10 protein-coding genes are annotated in these 11,942 nt (G+C 73.2%); 8 read left to right on the forward strand and 2 right to left on the reverse strand.

Going from position 1 to position 11,942, the window contains the following annotated elements:
- The first annotated feature begins 2 nt into the window (after window positions 1-2).
- Window positions 3-1,463 (forward strand): FAD-dependent oxidoreductase, encoded by a 1,461-nt coding sequence (locus ABEA26_RS09300; RefSeq protein ID WP_345590936.1) that lies wholly within the window; start codon window positions 3-5, stop codon window positions 1,461-1,463.
- A 137-nt stretch (window positions 1,464-1,600) separates the two neighbouring features.
- Here the strand turns inward: ABEA26_RS09300 and ABEA26_RS09305 are convergent, their stop codons facing one another.
- Together ABEA26_RS09305 and ABEA26_RS09310 are read right to left on the reverse strand one after the other, a co-directional pair.
- On the reverse strand, window positions 1,601-1,918 hold the full coding sequence (locus ABEA26_RS09305) for a ferredoxin (RefSeq protein WP_345590937.1): 318 nt from the start codon (window positions 1,916-1,918) through the stop codon (window positions 1,601-1,603).
- Window positions 1,918-3,078, reverse strand: coding sequence for a 3-ketosteroid-9-alpha-monooxygenase, oxygenase component (locus ABEA26_RS09310; protein WP_345590938.1), 1,161 nt, complete (start codon window positions 3,076-3,078; stop codon window positions 1,918-1,920). Before ABEA26_RS09310 ends, ABEA26_RS09305 begins: the two co-directional genes overlap by 1 nt.
- A gap of 215 nt (window positions 3,079-3,293) precedes the next feature.
- Here ABEA26_RS09310 and ABEA26_RS09315 point away from each other — a divergent pair, with 215 nt between their 5' ends.
- The 7 genes from ABEA26_RS09315 to casI all read left to right on the forward strand — a co-directional run bounded on the left by ABEA26_RS09315 (window position 3,294) and on the right by casI (window position 11,885).
- Window positions 3,294-4,040 (forward strand): SDR family NAD(P)-dependent oxidoreductase, encoded by a 747-nt coding sequence (locus tag ABEA26_RS09315; RefSeq protein ID WP_345590939.1) that lies wholly within the window; start codon window positions 3,294-3,296, stop codon window positions 4,038-4,040.
- A gap of 135 nt (window positions 4,041-4,175) precedes the next feature.
- Window positions 4,176-5,336 carry a steroid 3-ketoacyl-CoA thiolase gene (locus ABEA26_RS09320; RefSeq protein ID WP_345590940.1) on the forward strand — a complete coding sequence of 387 codons (1,161 nt, stop codon included), beginning with the start codon at window positions 4,176-4,178 and terminating at the stop codon, window positions 5,334-5,336.
- 9 nt (window positions 5,337-5,345) lie between these two features.
- Complete coding sequence (locus ABEA26_RS09325) at window positions 5,346-7,544, forward strand: acyl-CoA dehydrogenase family protein (RefSeq protein WP_345590941.1); 2,199 nt, start codon at window positions 5,346-5,348, stop codon at window positions 7,542-7,544.
- Window positions 7,545-7,546: 2 nt separating this feature from the next.
- Complete coding sequence (locus tag ABEA26_RS09330; RefSeq protein ID WP_345590942.1) at window positions 7,547-8,464, forward strand: MaoC/PaaZ C-terminal domain-containing protein; 918 nt, start codon at window positions 7,547-7,549, stop codon at window positions 8,462-8,464.
- Window positions 8,461-9,183 carry a PaaI family thioesterase gene (locus ABEA26_RS09335; RefSeq protein WP_345590943.1) on the forward strand — a complete coding sequence of 241 codons (723 nt, stop codon included), beginning with the start codon at window positions 8,461-8,463 and terminating at the stop codon, window positions 9,181-9,183. The genes ABEA26_RS09330 and ABEA26_RS09335 overlap by 4 nt, the downstream gene beginning before the upstream one ends.
- Window positions 9,184-9,196: 13 nt before the next feature.
- Window positions 9,197-9,967 (forward strand): SDR family NAD(P)-dependent oxidoreductase, encoded by a 771-nt coding sequence (locus tag ABEA26_RS09340; RefSeq protein WP_345590944.1) that lies wholly within the window; start codon window positions 9,197-9,199, stop codon window positions 9,965-9,967.
- Window positions 9,968-10,223: 256 nt separating this feature from the next.
- Window positions 10,224-11,885 (forward strand): steroid-22-oyl-CoA synthetase, encoded by a 1,662-nt coding sequence (casI, locus tag ABEA26_RS09345; protein WP_345590946.1) that lies wholly within the window; start codon window positions 10,224-10,226, stop codon window positions 11,883-11,885.
- The last annotated feature ends 57 nt before the right edge of the window (window positions 11,886-11,942 follow it).

The raw sequence follows: 11,942 nt of genomic DNA on the forward strand, positions 1-11,942 counted from the left end.
CGGTGACACCCGTCCGCGCCCGGGACGTCACCCACTACGCCGCCGAGACCGACGTGCTGGTCGTCGGCTTCGGCTGTGCGGGCGCCGCCGCCGCGTTCGAGGCCGCGTCGGCCGGCGCCGACGTCCTGGTCCTGGAGCGGGCGGGCGGCCCCGGCGGGTCGTCGGCGCTCTCCGGCGGCGAGCTGTACCTGGGCGGCGGGACCGAGGTGCAGAAGGCGTGCGGTTTCGAGGACAGCCCGGACGACATGTTCGGCTATCTCCGCGCGGCCCTCGGCCCGCACGCCGACGAGGAGAAGCTACGTCTGTACTGCGACGGGAGCGCCGCCCACTTCCAGTGGTTCGTGGACCGCGGCCTCACCTTCGAGCCCGCCCTGTGGGACGCGCCCACCTGGATGCCGACCACCCGCGAAGGCCTGATGTGGCTGGGTGAGAACGCCTGGCCGTACAACGAGATCGCCCGGCCCGCACCGCGCGGACACCGCTGCGCCACCGAGGCCTACGGCGGCTGGCTGGTGATGGAGAAGCTGGTCGCCGCCGCCGAGGGCGCGGGGGCCGTGGCGCACGCCGACACCCTGGCCACGTCGCTGATCGTGGACGACACGGGCCGGGTCGTCGGCGTCACCGCCCGCCGGCACGGCGAGCACCTGGCGTACCGGGCGCGCGGGGGAGTGGTGGTGACCACCGGCGGCTTCGCCGACAACGAGGAGATGCTCGCCGACCACGCCCCGCACCTGATCGCCCACGGCAGGGTCAGCGACGGACTCGACGACGGCAGCGGCATCAGGATGGCCGCCGCGCTCGGCGCCGCCACCCGCCGCATGGGCACGGTCGAACTGGCCCTGACCGCGCTGCCCGCCCTGGCCGTGCGGGGCATGCTGGTCAACGGCCACGGGCAGCGCTTCATCAACGAGGACGTGTATCCGGGCCTGTTCAGCGTCGCCGCCGTGCTGACCCAGCCCGCCCCCTACTGGGTGATCGTCGACGAGGAGGGCTACGAGTCGGTCCCCGAGCGTGAACGCTGGGGCGTCGTCCCCCGGTTCGTGTCGGAGACCCTGGACGAGCTGGAGGCCGAACTCGGCATGCCGCCGGGCGCCCTGGAGTCGGCCGTCGCCACCTACAACACTTACGCGGGGCGCGGGCAGGACCCGTACTTCCACAAGGACCCGCGCTGGCTCCGTCCGTTGAAGGGGCCGTTCGCGGCCGTCGACCCGAGGGCCGGCTTCCACCAGGGCGGGCGCCCCGGCGCCGGGGCCGGGACGGGCGTCGCCGGCTTCACCCTGGGCGGGCTGCGCACCACCGTGGACGGCGCCGTGCTCGACGTGTCCGGCGCCGTCCTGCCCGGCCTGTTCGCCGCGGGCCGGGCGGCCTCCGGCATCCACGGCGAGGGATACGTGAGCGGTACGTCGCTCGGCGACGGCACGTTCTTCGGCCGCCGGGCGGGGGTCGTGGCGGCGCGCGGCTAGCGGGCGGCGGAGCGGGGGAGTGGCACACGGAAGGAGGCCGGGTACACGCGATGGGCGCGTACCCGGCCTCCTTTCCGTCGCGTCCGCCGGGCCCGGGGGATGTGTCCCGGCGGACAGCTGTGGGGCCGCACCCGGTGCTACGGGATCCGGTCGGCGACAGCGGTGGGCTGCTCACCGCCGTCCACGACCTCGATCGTGCCGCGCAGCGCGGCCTCGCGGATCGTGTCCCGCAGGGACCGGCAGCCCTCGAAGGCCCCGCCGGCCGGGTCGCGTTCCGCGCAGGCCGCCGTGGCCCGCGCGTTCCACTGCACGCTCGTCTGCTGCCAGCTGCTCTTGCGCACCAGGACTTCGGCGGCACACCGCTCGCAGGCCAGCGGCCGCATCGGCGCCCCGTCGGTGAGCCGGTGGTCGGGCCGGTGGGCGAGCCGGCTGGCGGGCCGGTTGCCGAGCCACATCAGACCGGCCGGCTCTCGACGGCGGCGGCCCTGCGGGCGAGGTTCGCCTCGACCTCCTTCTGCCACGCCTCGACGGGCCGCGTGGTGTCCAGTTCGAACTCGAAGCGGTCGGTCATCTCCGGCGTCACGTCGGCGGCATCGACGTAGAACTGCTCGTACCAGCGGCGGAGCTGGTAGACGGGGCCGTCCTCCTCGCACAGCAGCGGGTTGTCGATGCGGGTCTTGTTCTTCCAGATCTCGATGTCCTGCTCGAAACCGAGCTTGATGAACTGCGCCATTCCCGCGGCGAGTTCGTCGGCGGCATCGGCCGACAGGGACTCCGAGCGCCTGACGACGATGCCGTACTGGAGCACGAAGCGGTTCGCGTCCACCGGGTAGTGGCAGTTGATCAGCACCGACTGCACGTCACCGGTGTCGTAGTGGTAGGTGAGGTCGTCGATCATGAAGGACGGACCGTGGTACGAGGCCACCGAGTCGCTGCCGGTCGTCTTCGGTTTGCCGTCCTGCTCCTGGGGGCGAGCATCGGGCCGGCCGGTGCCGTGCATGTACTGGGTGGCGGTGTGACTCTCGAAGACGTTCTTGAAGTACGTCGGGAAGGAGTAGTGGACGTAGAAGAAGTGGGCCATGTCCACGACGTTGTCGACGACCTCGCGGCAGTTGGCGTCCACCACGGTCTCGTACCAGAGCCAGTCGGTCCACTCGTCGCTGGTGGCGCCCTCGATGCGGGGGACGGTCACGTCCGGGGGCGGGGGATTGCCCTCCGGGTCGTTCCAGACGAAGAGCATGCCGTCCTGGTCCAGGGTCGGCCAGGCCGCCGTACGGGCGCGCAGTGGGACCCGCTTGGAGTACGGGATCTGCTTGCAGCGGCCGTCGCCGCCCCAGCGCCAGTCGTGGAAGGGACAGGCGACCTGGTCGCCCTTGACCGTGCCCTGGGAGAGGTCGCCGCCCATGTGCCGGCAGTACGCGTCCAGGACGTTGAGGGTGCCGTCGCCCGCCTGGAACACCACGAGCTTCTGGCCGAAGGCCCGCACCGAGTGCGGCTTGCCGTCCTTGTACTTCTCCGCGAGGCCCAGGCAGTGCCAGCCGCGTGCGAAGCGGGTGGGTGCCGCGGCCGCCTCGATGGCCCTGACGTCGTCGTGTGCTGACTCGACTGCGCTCACGTTGCTCTCATCCCCTCAGGACGCGTGGTCTCCACGGTCCGGACGGTAGGCGCGGACACCGGTGGCCATCCGAGGGTGTCCCACTGACCGGAACCGGGTGGTCGCGGGCGTTCGAGGGCCCGTCCCGGTCGATGGGACCGGGCCTGCGGCGTCCGCCCCGGCGGCGTACAGTCCGCCGCCCTGTCCGTCGGTACGCGTAACCGCGAGGAGTCGTCATGAACCGTTTCGAGGGCACGAAGGTCCTGCTCACCGGGGCGGGATCCGGCATCGGGCGGGCCACCGCGCTGCGGCTGGTGTCCGAGGGCGCGGCCGTGTTCGCCGTCGACCTGTCCGGCGAGGGGCTGGCCGAGACCGTCGCCGCCGCCTCCGGTCCCGGGCGGATCGCGGCCCACGTCGCCGATGTCGCCGACGAGGACGCGGTGGTGGCCGGCGTGCGGGCGGCCGCCGGTGAACTCGGCGCGATCGACGTACTGGTGAACGTGGCCGGCATCCACCGCACGACGCCCATCGACCGGCTGACCGTCGCCGACCTGCAACGGCTCTTCACGGTCAACGCGGTCGGCGCCGCCCTGTTCTGCCGGGAGGCACTGCCCCTCCTTCCGGACCGCACCGGCGTCATCGTCAACGTCGCCTCGTCGGCCGCGTCGCACGGGAACCCGTACATGACCGCCTACGCCGCCTCCAAGGGCGCCGTGCTCGGCTTCTCGCTGTCCCTGGCCGCCGAGGTCGCGCACCGCGGGATCCGCGTCGTGCCCGTCTCGCCCGGCTCGGTCGCCACACCGCTGGCGGGGCCGCACGTGCTGCCGCCGGAGCTGGACGCCTCGTACTACGGGCGGATCCGTTCCCCCTTCGGTGCCGCCGAACCGGAGCAGATCGCGGGGGTGATCGCCTTCGCGGCGTCGCGGGACGCGGGGTACCTCACGGGGGCCGAGTTGCGGGTGGACGGCGGGTCGCACATCTGAGGGGGCGCAAGGGCGCGTGTGCCTCCGGGCGGCCACTGAGCGGGACTGGGTCTTGCCTGTTTCGAGAACGAATTCTAGTTTTTCCGGCGTCAGCAAGTCCCGGGCCCCACGGCCCCTCACCCCCTACGGAGAGCCATGACCGAGGCCGTCATCGTCGAAGCCGCGCGGACACCGGTCGGCCGGCGCCGCGGTGTCCTGTCCGGACTGCACCCGGCGGAACTCCTCGGACTCGCCCAGAAGGGCCTCGTGGAGCGCGCCGGGATCACCCCCGACACCGTGGAGCAGGTCATCGGGGGCTGTGTCACCCAGGCCGGTGAGCAGTCCAACAACGTCACCCGCACCGCCTGGCTGCACACCGGACTCCCGCACACCACCGCCTGCACCACCATCGACTGCGCCTGCGGATCGTCCCAGCAGGCCGTGCACCTGGTCGCCGGTCTGATCGCCTCGGGAGCCATCGAGACCGGCATCGGCTGCGGCGTCGAGTCGATGAGCCGGGTCTTCCTCGGCAAGGCCCTCACGCCCGACACCGGCGTGCCCGTGCCGGAGAGCTGGTCCGTGGACATGCCGGACCAGTTCACCGCCGCCGAGCGCATCGCACGGCACCGGGGCATCACCCGGGCCGACGCGGACGCCCTCGGCCTCGCCTCCCAGCGCAACGCCGCCCGGGCCTGGGCGGAAGGCCGCTTCGAGAAGCAGATCATCGGCATCGAGGCCCCCGTGATCGGCTCCGAGGGGCCCACCGGCGAGACCGCTCTCGTCACCCGCGACCAAGGACTGCGCGACACCACCCCCGAGGCACTGGCCGCACTCAAGCCGGTCCTGCCCGACGGCATCCACACGGCGGGCAACAGCTCCCAGATCAGCGACGGCGCCGCAGCCGTCCTGCTCATGAGCCGGGAGCGCGCCGCCCGCGAAGGACTGCGCCCGCGCGCCCGGATCGTCGCCTCCACCATGGTCGGCTCCGACCCCTACTACCACCTGGACGGGCCCGTCGCCGCGACCGAACGGGTACTGCGCACCGCCGGCATGACCCTTGCCGACATCGACCTCGTCGAGATCAACGAGGCCTTCGCCTCCGTCGTCCTGTCCTGGGTCCAGGTCCACAAAGCGGACCTGGACAAGGTCAACGTCAACGGCGGCGCCATCGCCCTCGGCCACGCCGTCGGCTCCACCGGGGCCAGGCTCATCACCCAGGCCCTGCACGAACTGGAGCGCACCGGCAAGTCCACCGCGCTGGTCACCATGTGCGCCGGCGGGGCGCACTCGACCGCCACCGTCATCGAACGCGTCTGAGGAGCCGTCATGACCATCGGGCTCACCCAGGAGCACCGCGACTTGCGAGACGCCGTACGCGCCTTCGCCACCCGGCACATCACCGAGACCACCCTCCACTCGGCGGCCGACGCCGAGAAGGAGACCCTCCCCGACCACTGGAGCGGCCTCGCCGAGCAGGGGCTGCTCGGACTGCACCTGCCCGAGGAGGCGGGCGGCTCCGGGTACGGCCTCGTCGAACTCGCCGTCGTCACCGAGGAGCTGGGGCGTGCCATGGCCCCCGGTCCCTTCCTTCCCACGACGCTGGCCTCGGCCGTCCTGCACACCGCCGGACACCGCGCCCACCTCGCCGCGCTCGCCGCCGGTACCGCCGTCGGTGCGGTCGGGCTCGCCGCCGGCACCCTCACGCTGACCCGCGCCGCCGACGGCACGGCCACCCTCACCGGCACCTCCGAGCTCGTCGTCGGCGGCCACCTCGCCGACGTGTTCGTGCTTCCGGCCGCCGACGGGGGCCGCGTCACCTGGCTCGTGCTGCCCCGCGCCGCCGTGGACACCGGCGACGTCCGCAGCCACGACCTCACCCGCCGCTCCTCCCGAGTGACCGCCCGCTCGGTGCCGGTCCCGGCCGCAGACCTTCTCGATCTCGACCCGCAGCACCCCCGGGACCTCGCCGCGACCCTGTTCGCCGCCGAGGCCTCCGGCCTCGCCGACCGCTGCGTGACCGCCGCCGCCGACTACGCCCGGGTACGCGAGCAGTTCGGTCGGCCCATCGGCCAGTTCCAGGGTGTCAAGCACCTCTGCGCCCGTATGCTCGCGCACGCCGAACAGGCCCGCGCCTGCGCCTGGGACGCCGCCCGCGCGGGCGACCCCGGAGGCGTCGGCGACGACCCCCGGGAGGCCGCACTGGCCGCCGCCCTCGCCGGAGCGGTCGCCGTCGAGGCCGCGTTCGTCACCGCGAAGGACTGCGTACAGGTACTCGGCGGCATCGGCTTCACCTGGGAACACGACGCGCACCTCGCGCTGCGCCGGGCCCAGACCCTGCGCATCACCCTCGGTCCGGCCGCCGACTGGCGCCGTCGCGTCGCGCGCCTCGCCCTGGACGGCACCCGCCGCAGGCTGGGCGTCGAACTGCCGCCGGAGGCCGAGGCCCTGCGCGAGGGCATCCGCACCGAGCTGCGGACAGCCGCAGCCCTGGACGGCACGGAGCGCCTCACCCACCTCGCCGACCACGGGTACACCGCGCCGCACCTGCCCGCACCCTGGGGCAAGGGCGCCGACCCGGTGACCCAGCTCGTCATCGCCGAGGAACTCCGGGCCGTCGGCCTCACGCCCGTCGACATGATCATCGGCGGCTGGGTGGTGCCCACCCTCATCGCGCACGGCGACCCGTCCCAGCAGGAGCGGTTCCTCGCCCCGAGCCTGCGCGGCGACATCGCCTGGTGCCAGCTGTTCAGCGAACCGGGCGCGGGCTCGGATCTCGCCGGTCTCGGCACGCGCGCGGAGAAGGTGGAGGGCGGCTGGCGGATCACCGGGCAGAAGGTGTGGACGTCCATGGCCCGCGACGCCCACTGGGGCGTCCTGCTCGCCCGCACCGACACCACCGTGCCCAAGCACAAGGGCATCTCGTACTTCCTCCTCGACATGACCAGCCCGGGCCTCGACATCCGGCCGCTGCGCCAGATCACCGGCGAGTCCGAGTTCAACGAGGTGTTCCTGGACGACGTGTTCGTCCCCGACGGCCTGCTCGTCGGCGCCCCCGGTGACGGCTGGAAACTGGCCCGCACCACCCTCGCCAACGAGCGCGTCGCGCTCTCCCACGACTCGGTCGGCTCCGGCGCCGAGACCCTGCTGGAGATCGCCGCCACCTCGGACGGCCTGGACGACGAACGCCTCACCACCCTCGGCGGCCACCTCTGCGACGCCCAGTCCGGCGCCCTCCTCGCCCTGCGCACCACCCTGCGCACCGTCTCCGGACAGCAGCCCGGAGCGGAGGCGTCCATCGCCAAACTGCTCGGCGTCGAACACCAGCAGCGGGTCTGGGAGACCTGCGTGGACTGGCAGGGCAGCGCGGCGCTGACGGGGGAGGGCGAGCGCCACGACGCCATGTGGATGTTCCTCAACTCCCGTTGCCTGTCCATCGCCGGCGGCACGACGGAGGTCCAGCTGAACATCATCGGCGAGCGCCTCCTCGGCCTGCCCCGCGACCCCGAGCCCATCCGGAAAGGCTGACCATGCCCATCGACCGCGACAAGGCGCTGCGCGCGGACCCGTCCGTCCGCGAGATCCGCTGGAGCACGCGTGACGTCCTCCTGTACCACCTGAGCCTGGGCGCCGGTGCCGCCGCGGCCACCGACCCCGAGCCGCACCTGACCTACGAGAAGGGCCTCACCGTACTGCCCACCTTCGCCCTGGTGGCCGGCACCGGGATCTCCGCCGGCGAGGCACCTGCGCCGGGCATGGAGATGCCCGGCATCGACGTCGACCTGCGTGCCGTACTCCACGCGGGCCAGGGACTGGAGGTGCACCGGCCGCTGCCGGCGTCCGGCACCGCGACGCTCCGCTCCCGTGTCGCCGAGGTGTGGGACAAGGGCAAGGCCGCGCTCATCGTGCTGGAATCCGCGGCCACGGGCCCCGACGGCGCATCCCTGTGGACCACCACCACCCGCATCTGGGCCCGCGGCGAGGGCGGCTTCGGCCAGGACACCGGCCACGGCTCCGGGCCCGGCCCCGGCCCCGAGGAGCGGTGGACGGCACCCGACCGCCCCGCCGACACCGTAATCACCACCGCGACCACACCCCAGCAGGCGCTGTGGTACCGGCTCAACGGCGACCTCAACCCCTTGCACGCCGACCCCGCGTTCGCCCGGGCGGCCGGCTTCGAGCGGCCCATCCTGCACGGACTCGCCTCCTACGGACTGGTCGCCAAGGCCCTGGTCGACGGGGTCCTCGACGGCGACGTCACCCGCCTGACCGGCCTCGCCGTGCGCTTCGCGGGCCCGCTCGTCCCCGGCGAGTCGATCGCGACGTCCGTCTGGCGCGACGGACCACCGGCGGACGACGGCACCGAGCGGCTCCTGCTGCACGCCGCCTGCCCGGAACGCGACGGCGCGCCCGTGCTCACTCACGCGACGGCGACGGTGCGGTCATGAACGTCCCCGCCGCGCACGAGACCGGCGAGCGAGCCACCGCGCGAGCCACCGGACGAGCCACCGAACGAGCCACGACACCGGCTGTCGAGCAGACCGTCGAACCGGCCACCGGCCCCCGCCTGGTCGCCGAACCGCGGCCGGACGGCGTGGACGCCGCGGTCGCCGCGGCCCGCCGCCTGCTCACCGCACTGCTGCGCGCCGGCGACGGCACCGGCGCCGACATGACCGCGATCGCCGCGCGACTCGACGCCGTCACCGGCCGGCTCACCGAGAAGGAGCCCACCGTCGAGGAACGCCTCGCCGAGATGTGGCGCGGCGAGGGCGTCACCCGGCACGACCCCGTCACCGGCCCGGAGAACGCCCTCGCACCGCCGCTGTCCCTGCACGGCAAGGAGGACCGCTCCGTCGAGGGCACCGTCACGCTCGACCTCCCCTACCAGGGGCCGCCCGGGCACGTCCACGGCGGCGTCTCCGCCCTGCTCCTCGACCACACCCTGGGCGTGGCCAACCACTGGGCCGGCCCCTCCGGGATGACCGCCGAACTGACCCTGCGCTACCTGCGGCCCACCCCGCTGTTCGAGCCCCTCACCGTCACCGGACGGCAGGTCTCGGTGGACGGTTCCCGGATCCGTACGGCCGGCGAGATCACGGCCGGTGGCCGGGTCTGTGTCACCGCGGAGGGCCTGTTCATCAACAAGCGGCTCCCGCGACCGAGTTGAGAGGAGGGTTGCGATGAGGCAGCCGGTACGGAATCTCGACGGCAAGGTCGTGGTCATCAGCGGCGCCGGACAGGGCGTGGGGCAGGGCATCGCTCTCGCGCTGGCCTCCGAAGGCGCCTCGGTCGCCGTCCTCGGGCGGACGGCGGCCAAGCTGGAGACCACCTGCGAGATGCTGCGCGCCAGGGGAGCGAAGGCGGAGCCGTTCGTCCTCGACGTGCTCGACACGGACCGCATACCCGGTGTCGTCGAGGCCGTCGCCGAGCGCTTCGGCGGCATCGACATCCTGGTCAACAACGCCTACACAGGCTGCTACGGCCCGCTTCTGTCGCTGAACGACGGGCAGTTCCGCAAGGGATTCGAGAGCGGGCCGTTCGCGGCGTTCACCTTCATGAAGGCCGCGCACCCGTACCTGAAACGGAACGGTGGGGTGATCGTCAACCTGGTCACCTCGGCCATGGTCCGCTGGGACCTGAGCACCTACGGCGCCTACGCGGCGGCCAAGTCCGCGCTGCGCACCTTGACCCGGGCCGCCGCCAACGAGTGGGGCCGCGACGGAATCCGGGTCAACGCGATCGCCCCGCACGCCGTGTCGCCCGCCTACGCCAAGTGGCAGGCCACCCATCCCGACGAGGCCGCGGAGTTCTGCGCGTCCATCCCGCTGGGGTACGTCGGCGACTGCGAGCAGGACATCGGGCGCGCCGTGGTGATGCTGTGCGGCCCGGACGCCCGCTACCTGACCGGTGCCACGGTGCCGCTCGACGGCGGCCAGGCCAACTTCGACTGACCTTCGCCGTCGCCGCCTTCGCCTTCGCCTTCGCCGCCGCCTTCGTCGCCGCCGACGGCGCACGCGCCTGCCCCTCCCGGTCAGCGGGATCACCCCGGTCCGGGGCACCGCACCCGCGGCTAGCGTCGCCGATGGCAGGAGGGACCGGGCGCCGCCCGAAGGGCGCCTCACGACCACCACGGAACGCCGGGCGCACCAGCGCCCCGTCACCGTACCGACATCGGGAAACCCGTCCACCGGGTGAGAGGGACCGACGTTGCCACACCAGACGATTGCCGACCTGCTGCTCGCCCGCACCGGAGACGACCACCCGGGCCTGCTGACCCGCGAACGGGCCTGGTCCTGGGACGAGGTGGTCACGCAGAGCGCCGCCCGCGCCGCCTGGGCCGGGGAACTGCGCACCGAGGGGCCGTTCCACATCGGCGTACTCCTGGACAACGTGCCCGAGTACGTCTTCTGGCTCGGCGCCGCCGCCCTCGCCGGCGCGGCCGTGGTCGGTATCAACCCGACCCGCCGAGGGGCCGAACTCGAACGGGAAGTGCGTCACACCGACTGCCAGCTGATCGTCACCGACCGGGCGGGCCTGGACCTGCTGGACGGCCTGGACATCGGCGTGAAGCGCGACCGCTTTCTCGTCGTCGACGATCCGGACCACGCGAGCCACCTCGCCGACCACGTCGGTCGGGTGCCCGTGCGCGCCGCACCGGACGTGACCGCCGCCACCCGGATGCTGCTCCTGCTGACCTCGGGCACGACCGGCACGTCGAAGGCGGCCATCTGCTCGCAGGGCAGGCTCGCCGCGCTCGGCGCCGCCAACAGCGCCAAGTACGACATCACCCGCGACGACACCTGCTACTGCCCGATGCCGCTGTTCCACGGCAACGCGCTGATGGCGCTGTGGGCGCCGGCCCTCGCCGCGGGCGCCACCGTCGCCCTCACCCGCAAGTTCTCCGCCTCCGGGTTCCTCCCCGACGTCCGCCACTTCGGCGCCACCTACTTCACGTACGTCGGAAAGGCGATCGGCTACGTCCTGGCCCGCCCCGAGACGCCGGACGACGCCGACAACAGGCTCACCCACGCCTTCGGGACCGAGGCCTCACCCGAGGACGCGGACCGCTTCCTCGACCGGTTCGGCTGCCGTCTCGTCGAGGGGTACGGCTCCAGCGAGGGCGCCGGCATGCTCAGGCGCGTACCCGACGGGCCGGTCGGCGCGCTCGGCGTGCCCGCCCGGGACGGTGTCCGCATCGTGCACCCCACGACCCGCCGGACCTGCCCGCCCGCGGTGCTCGACACCTACGGCCGGGTGCGCAACCCGGAGGAGGCCATCGGTGAGATCGTCGACACGGAGGGCGCGGCCCGTTTCGAGGGCTACTACAACAACGAGGCCGCGAACGCCGAACGCTTGAGGCACGGCTGGTACTGGACCGGCGACCTCGGCTACGTGGACGAGGCCGGCTACTTCTACTTCGCGGGCCGCTCCGGCGACTGGATCCGCGTCGACGGCGAGAACATCTCCGCCCTGCTCACCGAACGCGTCCTGCGCAGGCACCCGGGCGTGGTCGCCGCCGGCGTCTTCGGCGTACCCGACCCGCGCTCCGGCGACCAGGTCATGGCCGCCGTCGAGATCCCCGACGGCACTCGCTTCGAGGACCTCGACCTGCCCGGATTCCTCGCCCGCCAGGAGGACCTGGGCACCAAGGGCGTCCCCCGCTTCGTCCGCGTCTCGCACGCGCTTCCCACGACCGGCTCCAACAAGCTGCGCAAGAAGGAGATGCAGCTCGACGGCTGGCGCACGGACGACCCGGTGCACCGCTGGGCGGGCCGGGGCGGGCCCGTGTACGTGCCGATGACCGACGACGACAAGGCCGCCCTGCGCGCCGAGTTCCTCGCCAACGGGCGCGGTCGCTTCCTGCCCTGAACGCCCACGCCCGTCGGCCAAGGCCCGGCGCGCCCGCCGGTGACAACCAAGGAGAAC

Source organism: Streptomyces marokkonensis (assembly GCF_039539045.1).
GTDB classification, from domain to species: domain Bacteria; phylum Actinomycetota; class Actinomycetes; order Streptomycetales; family Streptomycetaceae; genus Streptomyces; species Streptomyces marokkonensis.